The sequence below is a fragment of the Streptomyces sp. NPDC021080 genome, assembly GCF_044333225.1.
Taxonomy (GTDB): Bacteria; Actinomycetota; Actinomycetes; order Streptomycetales; family Streptomycetaceae; genus Streptomyces.
The window spans coordinates 174,411-193,743 of record NZ_JBIRQM010000011.1; the positions used below are offsets into that span (position 1 = coordinate 174,411).

At 72.6% G+C, this 19,333-nt stretch carries 15 protein-coding genes and 1 pseudogene; 5 read left to right on the forward strand and 11 right to left on the reverse strand.

Features of this window, described 5'->3' with window-relative positions; all coding sequences use genetic code 11:
* Positions 1–37: 37 nt before the first annotated feature.
* The 3 genes and pseudogenes from ACH4S8_RS26850 to ACH4S8_RS26860 form a co-directional block, all read left to right on the forward strand.
* Positions 38–700 (forward strand): annotated as a pseudogene (locus tag ACH4S8_RS26850) (phosphatase PAP2 family protein); the annotation flags it as partial.
* Between the two features lie 118 nt (positions 701–818).
* The gene (locus ACH4S8_RS26855) at positions 819–1,646 is read left to right on the forward strand and encodes a class I SAM-dependent methyltransferase (RefSeq protein ID WP_398398337.1); all 828 of its coding nucleotides are present in this window, start codon (positions 819–821) and stop codon (positions 1,644–1,646) included.
* A gap of 43 nt (positions 1,647–1,689) precedes the next feature.
* Complete coding sequence (locus tag ACH4S8_RS26860; RefSeq protein ID WP_339132430.1) at positions 1,690–1,860, forward strand: hydrophobic protein; 171 nt, start codon at positions 1,690–1,692, stop codon at positions 1,858–1,860.
* A gap of 127 nt (positions 1,861–1,987) precedes the next feature.
* On the opposite strand, the gene ACH4S8_RS26865 is transcribed toward ACH4S8_RS26860, so the two are convergent.
* Positions 1,988–2,746 (reverse strand): GvpL/GvpF family gas vesicle protein, encoded by a 759-nt coding sequence (locus tag ACH4S8_RS26865; RefSeq protein WP_398398340.1) that lies wholly within the window; start codon positions 2,744–2,746, stop codon positions 1,988–1,990.
* Positions 2,747–2,951: 205 nt separating this feature from the next.
* Positions 2,952–4,799, reverse strand: a complete 1,848-nt coding sequence (locus tag ACH4S8_RS26870; RefSeq protein ID WP_398398342.1) for a transketolase — start codon at positions 4,797–4,799, stop codon at positions 2,952–2,954.
* Positions 4,800–5,205: 406 nt separating this feature from the next.
* Here ACH4S8_RS26870 and ACH4S8_RS26875 point away from each other — a divergent pair, with 406 nt between their 5' ends.
* Complete coding sequence (locus tag ACH4S8_RS26875; protein ID WP_398398344.1) at positions 5,206–5,553, forward strand: VOC family protein; 348 nt, start codon at positions 5,206–5,208, stop codon at positions 5,551–5,553.
* Between the two features lie 187 nt (positions 5,554–5,740).
* Here ACH4S8_RS26875 and ACH4S8_RS26880 read toward each other — a convergent pair whose 3' ends face one another.
* From ACH4S8_RS26880 to ACH4S8_RS26920, 9 genes are all read right to left on the reverse strand, one after another.
* Positions 5,741–7,717: a DUF5107 domain-containing protein gene (locus ACH4S8_RS26880; RefSeq protein ID WP_398398346.1), complete on the reverse strand. Its 1,977-nt coding sequence runs from the start codon at positions 7,715–7,717 to the stop codon at positions 5,741–5,743.
* 179 nt (positions 7,718–7,896) lie between these two features.
* Positions 7,897–8,445, reverse strand: coding sequence for a GNAT family N-acetyltransferase (locus tag ACH4S8_RS26885; protein WP_398398348.1), 549 nt, complete (start codon positions 8,443–8,445; stop codon positions 7,897–7,899).
* 46 nt (positions 8,446–8,491) lie between these two features.
* A complete protein-coding gene (locus ACH4S8_RS26890) occupies positions 8,492–9,418 on the reverse strand; it encodes an LD-carboxypeptidase (RefSeq protein WP_398398635.1) in 927 nt (308 codons plus the stop codon).
* Between the two features lie 166 nt (positions 9,419–9,584).
* Complete coding sequence (locus tag ACH4S8_RS26895) at positions 9,585–11,558, reverse strand: LpqB family beta-propeller domain-containing protein (RefSeq protein WP_398398350.1); 1,974 nt, start codon at positions 11,556–11,558, stop codon at positions 9,585–9,587.
* A gap of 9 nt (positions 11,559–11,567) precedes the next feature.
* The gene (locus ACH4S8_RS26900) at positions 11,568–12,872 is read right to left on the reverse strand and encodes a M20/M25/M40 family metallo-hydrolase (protein WP_398398352.1); all 1,305 of its coding nucleotides are present in this window, start codon (positions 12,870–12,872) and stop codon (positions 11,568–11,570) included.
* Positions 12,865–13,698 carry a M55 family metallopeptidase gene (locus ACH4S8_RS26905; protein ID WP_398398354.1) on the reverse strand — a complete coding sequence of 278 codons (834 nt, stop codon included), beginning with the start codon at positions 13,696–13,698 and terminating at the stop codon, positions 12,865–12,867. The genes ACH4S8_RS26900 and ACH4S8_RS26905 overlap by 8 nt, the downstream gene beginning before the upstream one ends.
* A 74-nt stretch (positions 13,699–13,772) precedes the next feature.
* A complete protein-coding gene (locus tag ACH4S8_RS26910) occupies positions 13,773–14,498 on the reverse strand; it encodes a class I SAM-dependent methyltransferase (RefSeq protein ID WP_398398356.1) in 726 nt (241 codons plus the stop codon).
* A 171-nt stretch (positions 14,499–14,669) separates the two neighbouring features.
* A complete protein-coding gene (locus ACH4S8_RS26915; protein ID WP_398398358.1) occupies positions 14,670–17,120 on the reverse strand; it encodes a SpoIIE family protein phosphatase in 2,451 nt (816 codons plus the stop codon).
* A 340-nt stretch (positions 17,121–17,460) separates the two neighbouring features.
* On the reverse strand, positions 17,461–17,904 hold the full coding sequence (locus ACH4S8_RS26920; RefSeq protein WP_398398360.1) for an SRPBCC family protein: 444 nt from the start codon (positions 17,902–17,904) through the stop codon (positions 17,461–17,463).
* A gap of 181 nt (positions 17,905–18,085) precedes the next feature.
* On the opposite strand from ACH4S8_RS26920, the gene ACH4S8_RS26925 reads away from it, so the two are divergent.
* Positions 18,086–19,135, forward strand: a complete 1,050-nt coding sequence (locus ACH4S8_RS26925) for an Rv2578c family radical SAM protein (RefSeq protein ID WP_398398362.1) — start codon at positions 18,086–18,088, stop codon at positions 19,133–19,135.
* Positions 19,136–19,333 lie beyond the last annotated feature (198 nt).

Consider the following 19,333-nt stretch of genomic DNA (forward strand, 5'->3'; position numbering starts at 1 on the left):
GGGCGGAAAGCGCCTGATCCGGGGTAGACGGACCGGCATGACCACGACCCCGGATGCCGGTCCGACCGCCCTCGTACCGGGCCGCCACGCCCTTCGGGACGGCCTGCTCGCGCTGGACCACCGGCTCTTCGAGGCGGTCGCGGCCCGGCACTGGCCGGGCGGCGACCGCGTGCTGCCGCGGCTGAGCCGGAGCGCGAACCATGGCCTCCTGTGGTTCGCCACGGCCGCCGCCGTGGCGGCGAGCCGCACCCCGCGGGCCCGCCGGGCCGCCGCCCGGGGTGTCGCCTCGCTCACCCTGGCCTCCGCCACGATCAACACCCTCGGCAAGCGCTCGGTGCGCCGCACCCGCCCCGGCCTCGGCCCGGTCCCCGCCGTCCGGCGGCTCAAGCGGCAGCCGGTCACCACGTCGTTCCCGTCGGGGCACGCCGCCTCCGCCGCCGCCTTCGCCACGGGGATGGCGCTGCAGTCCCGCGGCTGGGGCGCCGTCGTGGCACCGCTCGCCGCGGCGGTGGCGCTGTCCCGCGTCTACACCGGCGTCCACTTCCCGAGCGATGTGGTGGCCGGTGCGGCCCTGGGGGCCGGCGCCGCGTACGCCGTGACGGCGCTGGTGCCCACCCGGGACCGGCCGACCCGGCCCACCCGGGACCGGCCGACCCCGCCCGGCCGTCCGTGCGCTGACGTACCCGCGCCGACTCCGGGCGTGTCCACATAGCAAGATGCAGGTCTCATAATTCGACATGACCGCGTACGGTGATGACATCACCTCAGGGAGTGCGCGCACTCCGGGCGAGGTCCGTACGCCGAGAAGGGGACCGGTCATGTCGGAGCCGAAGTCGCAGGAGACCGCCGTCTACACGCACGGCCACCACGAGTCGGTGCTGCGCTCGCACACCTGGCGCACGGCCGCCAACTCGGCGGCCTACCTGCTCGACTCGCTGAAACCGCACATGAGGATCCTCGACATCGGCTGCGGCCCGGGCACCATCACCGCGGACCTGGCCGAACTGGTGCCGGACGGCCGGGTCACCGGCGTCGACCAGGCACCCGGCATCCTGGACCAGGCGCGCCGGGCGGCAGCCGAACGCGGCCTGGACAACGTCGACTTCGAGGTCGCCGACGTCCACGCGCTGGCGTATCCGGACGACACGTTCTGTGTGGTCCACGCCCACCAGGTGCTCCAGCACGTGGGCGATCCGGTGCAGGCGCTGCGGGAGATGCACCGGGTCACCAGGCCCGGCGGGTTCATCGCCGTCCGCGATGCGGACTACTCATCCATGAGCTGGTACCCGTCCACACCGGGTATGGACGAGTGGCTGGACCTGTACCTGCGCGTCGCCCGCGCCAACGGGGGCGAGCCCGACGCCGGCCGCCGTCTCAAGTCATGGGCACTGGTGGCCGGGATCCGGGACATCACGGCCACGTCGAGCACCTGGACCTTCTCCACCGAGGACGAGCGGAAGTGGTGGAGCGGTCTGTGGGCCGACCGCACCCTGGCCTCGGCGTACGCGGACCGGGCCACGGAAGGGGGCCACGCGACCCCCGAGGAGCTGCGGGCGGTGTCGGACGCCTGGCGGCAGTGGGGACGGCAGGAGGACGGCTGGTTCTCCGTACTGCACGGAGAAATTCTCTGCCGAAAGGAAGCGTGATCCCGCGATAACGGGCAACCAGGAACGCAGGAGGTTACACACTATGGTTCCCATTCTGCTGGTTCTGTTGCTCGCGCTGATTCTCTTCGGTGCCGGATTCGCGCTGAAGATTCTGTGGTGGATAGCGCTCGTGGTCCTCGTCCTGTGGCTGCTCGGATTCCTGGTGCGCGGCACGAACGCTTCCGGCGGCCGGGGCCGCTGGTACAGGTGGTAGCTCCTCCCCCTCGATGAGAATTCGGGGAGAAACGGCTTCGCCCGGCCCGAGGTCCAGGACGGTCCTGGACCTCGGGCCGGGCTCCGTGCCGTGCCCCGCAGTGTCCCGCAGCGCCGTGCCGTGCCGCTCAGCCCGTGCAGCTCGTGAGGCCGGTGAACCCGGTGAGGCCCGTGGACCGCGTGAAGGAGTACGCGGCCCACGGCCCCGTGAGCTCCACCCGCATCCCCGGCTCCTCCCCCACCTTTCCGTTCACCCGTTCCACGAATTCCCCCGAGTCCGCGCGCGGCACCAGATAGGCGGCGTCAAAGATTTTCTCCCCCTGTTCTGCGGGAGATGCCTTCCGAGTGGAGTCCGGATTCCGCGGAGTCAGCAGCCGGTTCTCCTCGGCACACTCGGAAAGGCTGTCGTGCAGCCGGCGCGTGAATTCGTCCACGGAGTTTCCGGGGCTTCCGGCCTTGCCGGAGGTTCCGGTGAGGCCGGAGTCCGCCGTGCTTCCGGCATACACGCTCACGTCCCATTCCACTCTCCCGTCGAGCCGGTCGAGGGTCCGCAGGAAATCCTCCCTGCGTTCGTCCATCATCACGCGTACGCCGCTGTCGTCCCTCAGGACGGTGGCGAGCCGGAGCGGCAGCGGGCTGGTGACGGCGGTGAGCGCGTCGATGACGCCCTGGTGGGCGCGGACCGTCGCCTCCAGCCAGTGGACGTCCTCCAGCCGGCGGCGCAGCGGCTCCGCGGCGAACTCCCGCTCCGGGACCGAGCCGACCACGGCGATCAGGCCGCCGTGGCGCAGGAGTCTGGGCGGGATGCCGCCGACCCCGGTCAGCTCGGCCGACAGCGCCGCCGAGAAGGGGCGGCAGATCGCGTAGACATAGCGCAGAGCGCTCATGAGTCACCTCCCGCGCTTCCACTCGCGCCCCCCACGGCGTACTGACCATGGTGCCCTCCGGACTCCGGTCGGCGCACCACGACAGCCCGCCCGGGGCCGCCGGCCCCACCACGACAGCCCGCCCGGGACCCGCTCGGCGCACCACGAGTTTGCCCCGGGGCCGGCCGGCGCACCGCTCCGCGGGTTCCTCCCGTCCGCGGGCCGGTCAGCGCACCACGGCCGTCTCGACCAGCAGCCGGCCCGCCGCCGCGATCGACTCGGCGTCGATGCCCGCGGCGTGCAACTGCTCGTCCGGCCTCGCGGAGCCCGGCATCGTACGGACGGCGAGGCGCACCAGACGGGGCACGGGGCGGCCGTCGGTGAAGGCGTCGAGCACCGCGTCCCCGATGCCGCCCTCCTCCCGGTGGTCCTCCACCGTGACCAGGCAGCCGGTCTCCTCGGCGGCCTCGCGCAGGGTCGCGCGGTCCACGGGCTTCACCGAGTAGAGGTCGATCACCCGGGCCCGGATGCCCTCGCGGTCGAGCGCTTCCGCCGCGGCCAGCGCCTCGTGGACGGTGACCCCCGCGGCGACGAGCGTGAGCCGGTCGTCGGCGGAGGCGCGCAGCACCTTGCTGCCGCCGACCGGGAACTCCTCGGTGGCGCTGTAGATGACGGGGCTCTCGCCGCGCGAGGTGCGCAGATAGCGGATGCCCTCCAGGCCGGCCATCGTGACGACGAGCTTCGCCGTCTGGTTGGCGTCGCACGGGTACAGCACGGTCGAGCCGTACACGGACCGGAACATCGCCAGGTCCTCGAGCCCCATCTGCGAAGGCCCGTCCTGCCCGATGGAGACACCCGCGTGGGAGCCGACCAGGTTGACGCCCGCACCGCTGATGGAGGCCATGCGGACGAAGTCGTGGGCCCGGGTGAGGAAGGCCGCGAACGTCGAGGCGTACGGGACCCAGCCGCGCGTGGCCATGCCGACGGCGGTGGCGACCAGCTGCTGCTCGGCGATGTAGCACTCGAAGTAGCGCTCGGGGTGTTCCTTGGCGAAGAACTCGGCGCGGGTCGAGTCCCCGACCTCGCCGTCCAGGACCACGACGTCGCCGCGGGCGGTGCCGAGCGCGGCGAGCGCCTTTCCGAAGGCGTCGCGGGTGGCGACCTCGTCACCGGTCTCGTACCGGGGGAGGTCGAGGTGCCCGGAGCGTACGGCGTGCAGCATCCTGGCGGCGGGCGGCGGCTGGACCTCCACCCGGCGGTCGTGCACCCCGCCGAGTTCGGCGATCGCCTCCTCGGCGTCCGGCAGCGGTTTGCCGTGCAGTCCCTCGCGGTCCTGGACCGAGGCCACGCCCTTGCCCTTGAGGGTGCGGGCGAGGATCACGGTGGGCTGTCCGCTGGTGGAGTCCGCCTCCAGGAAGGCGCGGTCGATCGCGTCCACGTCGTGTCCGTCGACCTCGACGGTGTGCCAGCCGAACGCGGCGAACCTGCGGGCGTACGCGTCCAGGTCGTGTCCGTGCCGGGTCGGCCCGCGCTGGCCCAGGCGGTTGACGTCGACGATCACGGTGAGGTTGTCGAGGTGCTCGTAGCCCGCGTGCTCGGCGGCCTCCCACACCGAGCCCTCGGCGAGTTCGCTGTCGCCGCACAGCACCCGGACGCGGTATCCGGTGTGGTCGAGCCGCTTCCCGGCGAGCGCGATGCCGACCCCGACGGGCAGTCCCTGGCCGAGCGATCCGGTGGCGGTCTCGACCCACGGGAGCCGCCGGGGCGTGGGATGCCCTTCGAGCCTGCTGCCCGCCTTGCGAAAAGTGAGCAGTTCGGCTTCGTTCAGTGCGCCGGCCGCCTTGTACGCGGAGTACAGGAGCGGCGACGCGTGCCCCTTGGAGAGGACGAAACGGTCGTTGCCGGGATGCTGCGGGCGTTCGAAGTCGTACCGTGTGTGGTTGGCCAGCATGACCGCCATCAGGTCGGCGGCGGACATGGAGGACGTCGGGTGTCCCGAGGCCGCGGCGTCGGCGGCCCGGACGCTGTCGACGCGCAGTTGCTGGGCCAGGTCGATGAGCCGGCGTGTGTTCATGATGCTCCTTCCAGGCGTCCGGCGGCTTCCGGACAGCTCAGTGCTCCGGCCGCCCCTGCCGACGCAGGTGAGGCCGCGTCCCGTCCGCCGTACGGGCTTTCCGCGTCCCCCCGACCAGGGGACCCAAACACGGGTGCACCCGGTATTTCAGGCCCCCGCCGGTGTCCAGGGCTGTTCCACCGCGCCCGGTGCAGCCGTGTCCCGGGGTCGTCGGCGGGAGCCGGGCCCGTGCCGGCGCCGGCACCGGCGCCGGGGCCATCGAGCGTCGCGGATGTCCCCAGTGCCCGATGCGCCTCATCGTCCGCGGGTACCCGCGGAACCGGACCATGACGGACGGCCCCCGGTGCCGGAGGCGATCGTCCGAATCGATCTCCCCCGCCGTACGCGCCCAACTAGGCTCGCCCTCATGGAGATTCTGGGAGCCACGCTGCGCGTCTGCGTCGACGACCTGGAGACTGCGGTCCCCTTCTACGAACGGCTCGCGGGCGGCAGGGCACAGCGCTTCGAGCGCGGCGGTGTGTCGGTCGCCGCGGTCGGCTGCTTCCTGCTGATGAGCGGGCCCGCGTCCGAACTCGACGTGTTGCGCAAGGTCGCGGCGACGATCGCTGTCAAGGACGTCGAGGAGACCGGCCGGGTCCTCACGGACCTCGGCGCGCGTGTCGTCGCGGGCCCGGTGGAGACACCCGGGGGCCGCAACCTCATCGCCGTGCATCCCGACGGGTCGGTGTACGAGTACGCGGACCGCAACGGCTGAGCGGTACCGGGCCCGGGACGCGACGGGGCCTCGGGTGCCCCACCCGGCGGTCGCGGGTCCCCGAGGCCGTGACCGCGAAGGTCCTGGCCTCGGCGGCCCTGGCCTCGGGGACCCGCGACCGCGACCGGCTCAAAAGCCGAGACTCAAGGGCCGAGACTCAGCGGTCGACCGCACGGAGCGGGACGGCTCAGGGCGTGGACGGCGGCCGCATGCGGAAGTCGTAGCGCGCCGGCAGGGGCTCGTCGCCGAGCCGGGACCACAGCCGGTCGATGGTCTCCGCCCCCTCGCGCAGGTCGGCGACCTCGAAGCCCGCGTCGAAGACCGCCCGCGCGTCCTCGCGACGGCCCTCGGCGAGCAGCAGTTCGGCCTCCACGAGGCGGAACCGGCCCCGCTCCCGCGTCGCGGGGTGCAGCCGCTCCCACACGGCACGCGCCTGTACCGGACGGCGGGCCTTCAGCAGCGCCTCGACGGCCTCGCGGCCGAGCGCGGCGGTCACCGCGGTCCACCGTTGCCCGTCGTCGCGCCGCTCCCGGCACAGGTCGTCGAAGGCCTCGGCATAGCGGTCGGCGGCACGCTCGTCGTTGCCCGTCTCCTGGTCGGCGACGGCGAGGCAGCGCAGCAACGGCCAGAGCGACGGGGCGAGTTCGAGCGCCCGCTCCCAGCTCCGCACGGCCTGGGCCACATCTCCGGCATGCCACTGGGCGACTCCGAGGTGGTACTCGGCGATCGGTGCCGCGGGTGCCGTCTCCAACATGTCCCGCCAGTGCGGGGCCACCAGCGTCTCCCCGGGCGGCCCGACCCGCCGGGGCTCGGGAAACGCGCCGGAGCGCAGCAGTTCCAGCCACGGCTCCTGATCGTCGCCGAGCGTGCTCTCGTCGAAGGGCGTGCCGGGAACCTTGTGCGCGGCGCGCAGCACTTCGAGCGCGCCCCAGCCGGATCCGACGGCGAGGACCTCACCGGGCGCGGTGTCGGCGTGCGGCAGCCAGGCGGCGTACGCGGCGTCGACCGCGTCCCGCGGAAGGGCGCTCTCCAGACGGCCCTCGGCCTCCGCCCGCGCGGCCTCCCAGTCCGCCCCGTGCGCGCTCTCGGCGCTCACGGTCAGCGGTCCGTACGCCTCCAGCCAGGAGACGTCGCTCTCGGCCTCGAGCCGTACGTGTTCGAGCTGGGTGCGGGCGAGTCCGGCCTGGATCTCGCAGTACCCGCCGGTCCCCGGCTCGGTGAGCCATTCCTGCCAGCGCCGTCCGCCGGGTCCCGAGCCCCAGACGAAGAGCTTGCGCCCGCGCAGGGCGTCGGTGGACGTCTGGACCAGGCCCTCGCCCGCGTCGTCGACGGCGGCGATCCAGCGGCGCCGTCCGTCGGGCACCTCGTAGAAGTAGTCGGCGGGGAAGGTGCTGTTCAGCGGGTACGTCCGGTCGGTCCCGTCGTACGCCGGCACGGGCACCCGGCGCAGCCGTCGCTCGTAGCCGAAGTGCCAGGCCTCCTCGGCCGGGGCGATCACCCTGCGCTCCTCGGGGACCGCGATGTTGGACCACCAGTACAGCGGGGCGGGCTTCTCGTGCGGGTTGCGGACGCGGACGCCCACGTACAGGAAGTCGGAGCCGTCCGGCAGCCACAGATCGACCTGGAAGGGGAGGTCGCGCAGCCGCTCCCACTCCCACAGGCGGAGCATCTCGCCGCCGTCCGGGGCGGGGACGCGGGCGGCGTGAACGGGTGAGCACGACAGGGTGGTGTGCCCGGTGGCTCCGATGTTCCATTCGATGCCGCCGGAGAACCAGGCGCCGTTGAGGGCGAAGCAGGCCGGCTGGAGCACCGGGTTGGTGTAGAGCAGTTCCCTCGCGGTGGGCTTGTGGAAGAGCGAGACGACGCGGCCGCCGTAGCCGGGCAGCACGGTGGCGCGGAGCCGGTCGTTCTCGATCACTATCGTGTCGAGTTCGCGCGGCTGCCGTTCTCGCCCGTACCCGTCGCGTATGCGCTCCGGCAGTACGCTGCGCAGCGGCTCGTACCCGATCTGCCGGGCCATGTCGCCCGGCAGGCCGACGCGGTCGCGGTCGTCGATACGGTGCATCTCGTCGAGGGTCCGCAGGGGCGGCAGCGGGTTGCTCGGGCCCAGTTCCGCCGCCGGGAGGGCCAGTACGTCACGTCGGATCGTCGTCACGATGACCATGGAACATGCTCATCGGCGTGCTGACCAGGGTGTCCGCTCGACAGAATCAGGTCAGGATTCCGCAAAGGCGTCGCCCGCCGGGTCCCCGGGGCACCGGCCGTCGGGCCCGCGGGGCGCGCGCCGACGCGCTCGCGTGAGGCCCGCGCCGGCCGCCCGAACGCATGCGCACGGGGCGGCCGTCAGGCGGGCTCGACCATCTCCGCGGTGATCGCCCACCGCTCGTGGTCCCGCCAGGCACCGTCGATGTGGATGAAGGCCGGAGAGAAGCCCTCGAGCCGGAAGCCGCAGGTCCGGGCGAGCGCGATCGACGCCACGTTGCCGGGCTGCGCGTTGATCTCCAGCCGGTGCAGTCCCATCTCCCCGAAGGCGTACCGCACGACGAGGCCGAGCGCCTCGGTCATCAGCCCGCGCCCGGCCGCGTGCGCGAAGGCGCCGTAGCCGAGGGCGCCGCACAGGAAACCGCCCATGACGATGTTGTTGATGTTGATGAAGCCGGCGATCCCGCCGCCGTCGCGCTCGCAGACGAGGAACCCGGCCTTGGTCGGGTCCTCGATGAGCCGCCCGGCGTAGGTGGCATAGGCGTCGAGGTCGGCGGGCGGGAAGAGCCAGGGCCGGTGCAGGCTCCGGCTCTCCCTGGCCCGTGCGGTGAACTCCGCGCCGTCCTCGAGGGTGAAGTGGCGGATGCCTGCGCGGGGGCCTTCGGCGAGTAAGTCGATCTTCTCGGGCATCTGGTCACCTTATGCGAGCACGGACCCGGCGGCGGCTTGTCGAAGGTCAGAGCAGCGCGGGCGCCTCCAGGGTCAGTGTCCCCGCGTCCGCGTCGAGCTCGGCGCGGACACCGAACGGCATCGTCAGCGTCCCCTCGGCGTGCCCGAACCCGAAGTGCTCGACGACGGGAACGCCGAGGGGGCCGAGCCGGTCGGCGAACACCGCGCGCAGTTCCTCGTACGGTCCGCAGTCCACCCACGAGCCGAGCGCGACCCCGGCCACGCCGTCGAGCCAGCCGCTGCGCAGCAGTTGGGTCAGGATCCGGTCCAGCCGGTAGGCCTCCTCGCCGATGTCCTCGATCAGGAGCAGCCCGCCCCGGGCGCCGGCGCGGGCGTGCGGGGTGCCGAGTTCCGCGGCCAGGAGGCTGGCGCAGCCGCCGAGCGTGACACCGGCGGCCTTCCCGGGCACGAGCGCGGTGGCCTCGCCGGAGATCATGGTCCGCACCGACTCGGGTTCGAGGAGGGTCGCCCGCAGATGCTCCTGGGACCGCGGGTTCTTCAGGAAGTCGACCGCCGCCACCATCGGCCCGTGCAGGGTCGCGAGCCCCATCCGGGTGGCGAACGCCTCGTGCAGCGCGGTGATGTCGCTGAAGCCGACGAAGACCTTGGGACCGGCGGCCCGGAGGGCGTCCCAGTCGAGCAGGTCGATCATGCGCTGGGCGCCGTAGCCGCCGCGGGCGCACAGCACGGCGGTCACGTCCGGGTCGCACCAGGCCGCCTGGAAGTCGGCGGCCCGGTCCGCGTCCGTCCCCGCCAGGTAGCGGAACTCGCTGTGCCGGTCCAGGACATGGGGTGCGACGACGGGGTCGAGGTCCCAGCCGCGCAGGATGTCGAGTCCGGCTTCGAGCCGTTCCTCGGGGACGGGCCCGCTGGGCGCGACGACCGCGACCCTGGCCCCGGCGGCGAGCCGCGCGGGTCGGGTCAGTGCGGTGATCGGTGCGGTCGTTCGGGTCACTCGTGGTGCTCCAGTGGTCGGTGGTTCAGATGCTGCTGCTCGGTGCCGGCGGTCGGATGCCGGCTGCTGGGGTGCTCAAGCGCCAGCGGCTCGGGTGCTGGTGCTCAGGCCCTGGTGGTTCACGCGCACCCGGCAGCGGGCCGTCTCACTTGGACAGCTCCAGGGTGGGGATGCCGGGCGGATTCAGTCCGAAGACCTGCGCGTACAGGGAGAGTTCGGACTCCAGGGCGCGTTCCATCGTCTCGGCGCGCCGGAACCCGTGCCCCTCCCCCTCGAAGGCGATGTAGGCGTGCGGGACACGGCGGCCCTGCTCCTCCAGACGGGCCAGGAAGCGTTCGCACTGGACGGGCGGGCAGACGGCGTCGTCGAGCCCCTGGAGCAGCAGGAAGGGTGCGGTGATCCGGTCGGCGTGCGTGGACGGCGACCGTTCCGTGTACCGGGCCGGCACCTCGGCGATCGGGCCGACGAGCGATTCCAGGTACTGCGACTCGAAGTCGTGCGTCTCGCCCGACGCCCATTCGGTGAGGTCGATCACGGGATAGAGGATCGTGCCGCAGGCGTAGACGTCGGTCGTGGCCAGTGAGGCGGCCGTGGTCCAGCCTCCCGCACTGCCGCCCCGGATCGCGAGCCGCCGTCGGTCGGCGGTGCCCTCGTCGGCGAGCGCGAGCGCGACGGCGGCGCAGTCCTCGACGTCGACGACACCCCACTGTTCGCGCAGCAGGTTGCGGTACTCCCGTCCGTGGCCGGTCGATCCTCCGTAGTTGACCTCCGCCACTCCGATGCCCCGGGAGGTGAAGTAGGCGATCTCCAGGTCGAGAACGAGGGGCGACCTGCTGGTGGGGCCGCCGTGGACCCATACGACGTACGGCGGGAGTTCGTCCGCGCGGCCGACGTGGCCGGGGTGGTGCGGCGGGTAGATGTGCGCGTGGACCTCGCGTCCGGCGGGTCCCGTGAAGGTACGGATCTGGGGTTCCGGGTAGTACGCGGGGTCGACCGGGTCGTCGTGCGCGGCGCCGATCACCCGGGCCCGCCCGGTGCGGGCGTCCAGTTCGACGACCTCATGGGCGCTGCGGGGGCTGGCTCCGACGCCGACGACCCTGCTGCCGTGCACGGCGAGCGTCGATCCGAACTCGGTCCAGGGGCCCGCCGTGTCGACGACTTCCCCGGTCTCGGGGTCCAGGATCCCGAGCGCGGTGGCACCCCGACCGTGCACGACGGCGATCAGGCCGCTGTCCAGCGGCGCGAACCAGCGGAGCCCGACCTTCCAGAGGGGGCCGCCGAATTCCTCCTCGCGCGGGCAGACGGCGATCGCCCCGCCGTCCGCGCCGAGCCGGTGGAGGTTCCACCAGCCGCTGCGGTCGCTGACGAAGAGCAGCGTTCCGTCGGCCGCCCAGTCGGCCTGGACGACGGACTCCTCCGGGCCCCCCGCGACGGTCCTCGGAGCGGAGAGCGTGCCGTGCCCGGTGACGTCCGCGAGGATCACCTCGGTGCCGTCCCAGGGCATCCTCGGGTGGTCCCAGGCGAGCCAGACCGCCTGGCGTCCGTCGGGCGAGAGCCGGGGCCCGGTGACGAACCGGTGCCGCCCGTCGGACAGTTCGCGCACGGCGTCCCGGTCCCGCGCCGCCGATCCGTCCAGCGGCACCGCGACGAGGGCCCGGCGCACGTCGGTGGGCCCGTCCCCGGTGAACTCCTCCATGACGCACCAGACCTCACCGCGCTCCGGCCGCACCTGCGGGTCCACCCAGCGCAGTCCGCCGCCCACCGGTGAGAGGGGGGTCAACGGGCGGGGTTCGCTTCCGGGTTCACAGCGGTAGAGGCGCTGGTCGGCGAAGTCGACGAAGACGATCAGCGGGCCTTCGGCGCGCATGACGCCCGCCCAGGGGCTGCCGCCGTACTCCATGACCCGGCTGCGGACGTTCCAGGGGGCCGGGAGCACCGGTTCCTCGGTGCCGTCCGCCTTCCGCCGCACCAGCGTGCGCCGCCCGCCCTCGGCCGGCCGGGGCTCGGTCCACCAGGCCTCGTCGCCGACGAAGGCGACGAACTCGGGACTTCCGTCGTGCGCGGCGGCGAGTCTCGCGTCGATCGGCGAGGGCCATGAACCGTATGACGTGGTCTGCATCTCGTCCCCCTAGGCCGTGCGCATAAAGCGGTCGAGAACACGGACACCGAAGTGGAGCGCCTCGACGGGGACGCGCTCGTCGGCTCCGTGGAACATCGCCTGGTAGTCGAAACCCTCCGGGAGCTTGAGCGGCGCGAAGCCGTAGCCGGTGATGCCGAGGCGGGAGAACTGCTTGGCGTCCGTGCCGCCCGACATGCAGTACGGCACGACGTGGCCCTCCGGCGCGAACTCCTCGACGGCCGCTCGCATCCGCGCGTACGTCGGCGAGTCCAGCGGGGCCTGGAGGGCCACCTCGTGATGATGGAACTCCCACTCCACGTCCGGGCCGGTGAGTTCGTCCATGGTCGTGCGGAACTCGTCCTCGCCGCCGGGCAGATACCGGCCGTCCACATGGGCGACGGCCTCGCCCGGAATCACATTGATCTTGTAACCGGCGCTCAGCATCGTCGGGTTGGCGCTGTTGCGGACGGTCGCCTCGACGAGCGCGGCGGCCGGGCCGAGCTTGCTCAGCAGCGCGTCCACGTCGTCCAGGCCGCCGTCCACGCCGTACAGGGCCGCGAGTTCGGTGAGCGCCGCCCGTACGGTCGGGGTGAGGCGCAGCGGCCACTCGTGGGCGCCGATGCGGGTGACCGCGGCGGCGAGGCGGGTCACCGCGTTGCTCCGGTTCACCTTGGAGCCGTGGCCCGCCCGTCCCCGCGCGGTGAGCTTGAGCCAGCCGGTGCCGCGCTCGCCCGCCGCGATGGGATACAGCTGCCGTCCGCTGCCGTCGTGGAAGGTGAACGCCCCCGACTCGCTGATGCCCTCGGTGCAGCCCTCGAAGAGCCCGGGGTGCTCGTCGGCCAGGAAGCCCGAGCCGTCCTCCGCGCTCGCCTCCTCGTCGGCGGTGAAGGCGATGACCAGGTCGCGCCGGGGCCGTACCCCCGTGCGAGCCCAGGACCGGACGACGGAGAGGATCATCGCGTCCATGTTCTTCATGTCGACCGCGCCGCGTCCCCAGACGACACCGTCACGGATCTCCCCCGAGAAGGGGTGGACGCTCCAGTCCTCGACCTGGGCGGGCACCACGTCCAGATGACCGTGGACGAGGAGCGCGTCGGCGGACGGGTCGGTGCCCTCCAGCCGGGCCACGACGTTCGTACGCCCCTTGGTGCGCTCCAGGAGGGTGGGCTCCAGGCCCGCCTCTGCGAGCCGCGCGGCGGCGTACTCGGCGGCGGGGCGCTCCTGGCAGTCCCCGCCGCCCCGGTTGGTCGTGTCGATCCGGATGAGGTCGGAGGTGAACCGGACGACCTCGTCGAGTGCCCGCTCGTCAGCCATACTGCTCCTCCACCGCGGCCGAGACGATCGTGGTGACCGCCTTGAAGGTCCGAATCCCCTCGTACATCGTGTCGCTGGTGTACGCGATCTTCCGCTCACCGACACGACCGACCCCCGGGACGACGGTGGCGGCCATGGCCAGGTGCTCGGCGTCGAACTCCAGGGCGACCGTGAACGGCCCGCCGGCGACCGGCTCGTGCCGCACCGCCAGCGCCGCCGCCTCCTTGGCCGCGGCCCGGATGTCCGCGGCGGTCCTGGCCGGGGTGCGGCACACGGCCGCGTAGCGCGAGACATGGTCCTTCACGGCGACCTTCAGCGCCTCGGGCGCGTACCCCAGCGCGTCCTCGCAGGCCACGTCGTCGCCGGTGACCAGCACGACCGGCACGCCGAACTCGGCGACCACATGGGCGTTGAGCAGTCCTTCACTGGCCCGTACGTCATTGACCCACACGCCGGTGACGGAGTTCGCGAGGTAGGTGTGCGCGAGGACGCCCTCCGTGCCCGCGCCCGCGTGGTACCCGACGAACGCGATGCCGTCCACGTCCCCGTGCTGCACGCCCTCGACCATGGACAGGGCCTTGTGCCGCCCGGTGAGCATCTCCGCTCTCTCGTCGAGCCGCTCGAGCAGCAGGTTCCGCATGGTCCAGTGGGCTTCGTTGATCAGCACCTCGTCGGCGCCGCCGTCGAAGAAGCCGAGCACCGCGGCGTTCACGTCCGAGGTGAACAGCGCGCGGCACCGCTCCCACTGGGGAGTCCCCGGCAACACGTCGGCCGGCCAGGTCACACCCGTGGCGCCTTCCATGTCGGCGCTGATGAGGATCTTCATGCCGAAACCGTACGCGCTTCGGCCCGGACCCGGCAGAGCCTGTGGACAACTCCCGCGGGTCCGGGCCGAGGGTGTCAGCCGGTGCGTCCGGCCACCAGCCACCGCGACGGAAGCTCGATGAGGGTGCCGTCGGGCGTGTACTCGGTCGTGAAGAGCGGGAGTTCACCGCTCGCGAGAACGGTGAGACCGGCCTGGCGCAGATGCTCGGGGACCGCCGCGTCCGCGACCTCGCCCGGCGCGATGCCGTGCCGGAACACCGGGGCCAGCTTGGCCGGAGGGCCGTCCGGGCTCTGGGCCAGCCCGCGCAGGACCGGACCGGCGGCCTCGGCGAGCTCGACCAGGAAGACCCGGCCCCGGTCGCCCGCCAGGGTGGCCAGCCCGTCCGCCAGCGGCTGCCGGTCGTCCGGCTCGGACTGGTGGAGCACTCCTCGCATGTAGACGTTGGTGTCGCCGAGCTCGGCGTGCAGCGCCTCGGTCTCGGTCTTGTCCGCCGCGTCGAGCAGCCGGTAACGGACCCGGCCCGCCGGATCGGCGGCGCGGGCGTGGTCGAGCGCCGCCGGCACGAAGTCGGTGCCGACGACCTGCGGGAACCGGTCGGCCAGGAAGCGGGTCTGGGTGCCGTTGCCGCAGCCGACGTCCACCAGGGGCAGGTCGGGTGCCGTCAGGTGCGGCTCGAAATGGGCGAGGTGGACCGCGGCGGTGAGCGCGGGATCGGCGTCCCACAGGACCCCGCCCTGCCCGCCGGGGGCCTCGCGCCAGAAGCCCTCCCAGGCCCCTCTGTACCGACTGCTCACGCTCATACCCGCTCCCGGGGTCGCGACCGCGCCCGCCGGGACCCGGCGGGCCTGATCGGTCTATCGCGCCCGGCGTGCGGCGACAAGCGGCCGGCGCATTCCTTCACCGCTCATTCGAACCCCGTACGCCCTTCACCCGCCGGAGCCGCGCCGGCGCCCGGGCGGTGCGCGAACGGATCATCCGCGCGGGAGCGTCAGTTCGAACCACACCGTCTTCCCCGCGCCGGTCCGGCTGGCCCCCCACTCGCGGGACAGGACGCTGACGAGCCGCAGTCCGCGCCCGAACTCGTCGCCGGGACCCGCGCTGAGCAGGATCGGAAGCGTGTGGTCGTCGTCGTCCACCTCGCACAGCAGGGTGTCGCCGCGAACGAGCCGCAGCTCGATCCGGCGGCTGTGCGCATGCCGTACGGCATTGGCGACGAGTTCGCCGACCATCAGCTCGGCGTTGTCGGCGAGGCCGTCGAGGCCCCACTCGTGCAGTTGTTCCCGGACCACGGCGCGCGCTCTGCCGGCCTCGGCCGGGTCGAGCGCCAGACGCCATTCGGCGACGTCCTCGGGCTCGATTCCGTTCAGCCTGGCCATCAGAAGGGCGACGTCGTCCTTGCGCCCGCCGCGGGTGTTGAGCGCGCGGATGATGGTGTCGCAGGCGTGGTCCATGGAGGCGGCCGGATGGGCCGCGGACTCGCAGAGGGTGGCGAGGCCGACACCGATGTCCTCGCCGCGCACCTCGACCAGCCCGTCGGTGCACATCACGAGCCGGTCGCCCGGCTCCACCCGCACGCGGACCGCTTCGAAGGGCACTCCGCCGACCCCGATGGGCGCCCCGGTCGGCAGGTCGAGCAGCTCGCTGCGGCCGTCCGCGGCACGGACCAGGACCGGCGGGATGTGGCCCGCGTTGGCGAGGTGCAGCAGTCCGGCGATCGGGTCGTAGACGGCGTACAGGCAGGTGGCGAGGTAGGTGTCGCCGAGACGCTGGGCGAGGTCGTCGAGGTTGCGCAGCAGCTGGGCGGGCGGCAGGTCGAGCGCGGCCATGGTCTGGACGGCGGTGCGCAGCTGGCCCATCATCGCGGCGGAGTTCAGACCGTGGCCCATGACGTCCCCGACGACCAGTGCGGTGCGTGAGCCGGGCAGCTTCACCGAGTCGAACCAGTCGCCGCCGACGCGTCCGAGGAGCGTGCCGGGCAGATAGCGGGTGGCGATGTCGCAGCCGGCCATGCGGGGCGCGATGGTCGGCAGCATGCTGTCCTGGAGGGTCTCGGCGACGCTCTCCTGATAGGTGTACATGCGCGCGTTGTCCAGCACCAGGCCCGCGCGGGCGGCCAGTTCGGCGCCGGTGACCCGGTCCATGTCGTTGAACTCGACGCGCTCGGGGTGACGCAGCAGGATCATGAACCCGAGCACCACGTTACGGGCCTTGAGGGGCACGACCAGCATGGAGCGGCCGGTGATGAGCGGCCTGATGTCGCGCTTCTCGAACTGCGCGGCGATCATGTGCCCCGTCTGCTCGCTGATGCGCGGCACGAGGACGGGCTCACCGGTGGTCATGCACTGGAAGAACGGGGTGTGCGCGGGGAAGGGCATGGCCTCGCCGACCGGTACGACGTCGTCCCAGCGGCCCGGCTCGTCCGTGTGCTCCACGGCGACCCGGTGCCACATCGTGGTCGTGTCGGGCACGCCGTCGGGAAAGCCCTCACCGGCGACGACCTGCTCACGCAGATAGGTGCCCGCCACGTCCGTGAAGCGGGGCACGACCGCCCGGCTGACCTCCTGGATGGTCCGCGACAGGTCGAGGGAGGTTCCGATGCGCCCGCTGACCTCGTTCAGGAACTCCAGGCGCTCCCGTACGGCCGCGTACTCGAGGTCCTCGCCCTCGTCGTCCGGGAGGTTCTGCGTCACGGGCGTGCCGGAGGCCGCCGCCCGCGCGGCCCGCTCGCGGCGCGCCCTGCGTTCCGCACGCCGGGGCACGCCCCAGTCGGGGGTGACGGGCACCCGGTCGTTCTGACTGAACTCCAGGACGGGATAGCCCAGTTCCAGCACCTGCGCGACGATGCGGGCGCTCTCGACGACGCTCATGCTGGGCAGGATGTCGGGGAGCCGACGGGCCAGCTCCGCCGCGCCGGGGAAGTCGGTGTGCAGCGCGAAACCGGGCGCGATGCGCTCGAAGGAGACGTCGTCGTCCTCGTGCCGCATCGCGGCCGCGTCGGCGGCGAGGACGAGCAGCCGCTCCGGGCCGGGGCCGACCAGGGGGTAGGCCCACCACAGGACGTCGATCCGCCCGGGACCCGCCGCGGTGAGCCGGGCGCGTCCGGCGGCCGGGTAGGAGAGCCGTCCGTCCAGGGAGGACTCCAGGCCGGGCCCGAGTCCGTCGTACGTGGCACGGCTTCCGAACGGGACCGCGTCCGCGGCCTCGGGGAGCGCACCGGAGACGGGGAGCAGATCCACCGCGTGGCGGCCCAGCGCCTCTTCCTTGGCGGCGCCGAACAGGTGCCGCGCACCGCGGCTCCAGTGCGAGACGAGCCCGTCGCGGTCCACGACCACCACGGCCAGCGGGATGCGTCCGGCGTCGGCGTGCTCCGCCGCGCCGTTCCCGGGGCTGGGAGCTGCGCCCGCTTCGGTGCCACGGTCCATGGCCCGGCCCTCTCTCCCCACGGCTCCGCAAGATCTGTACCGCCTCCACTACCGTACGGCGGCGCCCCGTCGCGATGTGTGGCAATGCGGGAATTGAGCTCGACGGGGCGGCTCCGGCGCGCGACCTGTCCCTGGGAGCGCCGGTCCGGACCGGGACCGGGCCTCTGTCCGGGCGTGAGGGTGCCGGGCGAGAGGGTGCCGGGCGAGAGGGAGATCCACTCGAAACGGTGAGGGCACGGCACGCCCTCGGGCACGGCCCCGCGGCGGTCGCGGCGGCCACGTCACCGTCCGGCGGACGTACCCGGTCCTCCGGGAAGCACGTGCCTCCCGGAGGAAGGGGTCACTTCTCGGTGTGCGCCGCGAGGTTGGCGAGCAGGGCGTCGTAGATGCGGCCGAGGCCCTTGGGCGCGAAGGTCCGCTCGAAGAAGCCGCCGATGCCGCCCGCACCGTTCCAGACACTGGTGACCACCACGCGCGACTTCCCCTCACCGGCGGGGGTGACGCGCCAGGTGGTGACCATGGAGGAGTTGCGGTCCTTCTCCACGAGTTCGCCGTCGGTGGGCTCGCTCACCTCGAGCAGGCAGTCACGGACGCGCTTGCTGGTGGCCTGCAGCTTCCAGTGGACGAGGGTGCCCTCGCCGTCGCCGCCCTCGCGCACCTCGTACTCGCTGAAGTGCTCGGGCAGCAGCTTCGGCCGCGTGCCGCTGTAGTCGGCCAGGGCGTCGAACACCGCTTCCGCGTCCGCCGCGATGACCCGCTCCGTCGTGGCCTCGACCTGCGCCATGGCACTTCCTCCAGCGTGTGGTTCCTCGGGATGTACGGCCAGCCAACCACCCGGCGCCCCGGCCGCCCAAATCGGGGTCCCCGTGGGCGCGGGCAGCACCGGCGGGGCGACACGGGAAAGGGGTCGCACGATCAAGGGAACATGTGTTCTATTCTCTCTCCAGTGCTACCTAGGAGGCGCCATGCGCTGGGAGAACCTGACAGCGGACCTTGCCGACAACCCCGCCCGCGACGCCGCCCTGTTCGGCGCGGACGCGGTCACGACGAGGACGTTCGACACCCCCGAATTCCAAGGGATCACGTTCCACGAGATCCGGGCGCGGTCGATCGTGAACCGGGTGCCGGGCGCCTCCCGCATGCCGTTCGAGTGGACGGTCAACCCGTACAGGGGTTGCTCACACGCGTGCGTCTACTGCTTCGCCCGCAAGACGCACAGTTATCTGGACCTCGACACCGGACTCGATTTCGACTCGCAGATCGTGGTGAAGGTCAACGCGCCGGAACTGATGCGCCGCCAGCTCGCCTCGCACCGCTGGCACGGCGAGCACATCGCGATGGGCACCAACGTCGACTGCTACCAGCGCGCCGAGGGCCGCTACCGGCTCATGCCGGGCATCATCACGGCCCTGCGCGACCACGCGAACCCCTTCTCGATCCTGACGAAGGGCACGCTCATCCTGCGCGACCTCGACCTGCTGAAGGAGGCCTCCGCGGTCACCGACGTCGGGATCTCGGTCTCCGTGGGCTTCACCGACACCGGACTGTGGCGCACCGTGGAGCCGGGCACACCGGCCCCCGAGCGCCGCCTGGACGTCGTTCGCACCCTGACGGACCACGGCATCGACTGCGGCGTCCTGATGGCCCCCGTGATCCCGTTCCTGGGCGACCACCCCGCCCAGCTGCGCGAGACCGTACGGGCCGTCGCCGCTTCGGGAGCCACCTCGGTGACCCCGCTGGTGCTGCATCTGCGGCCCGGTGCCCGCGAGTGGTTCATGGCCTGGCTGGAGCACCACCACCCCCACCTCGTACGGCGCTACGAGCGGCTGTACGCGGAGGGCGCCTACGCCCCGAAGTGGTATCAGCGGCGGATCACCGGCCAGGTCCACGAGCTGGCACAGGAGTACGGAATAGGCCCCACGCGCGCGGGAATGCCCCGCCGGACCACCGTCCCCGAGCCCACCCCCGCCCCGGCACCCGCCGCTCCCGGACCGACCCAGCTGACGCTGCTCTGAAGGCCGGTGCCCTGAAGGTTCGGTGCCCTGAAGGCCGATGACGAACCGTCACGGCGGCCCGTCGTACGCCTCCGTGAAACCTCCGGACCCCCGAAGGCCCCAGGGGGTGCTCATGGCGGCATCCGAGCGCATCCCGCCATCCAATCGGGTCGACTCTCACCGGAACGCGTTCTTCCAGGACCCCCGTTCGGCACGATA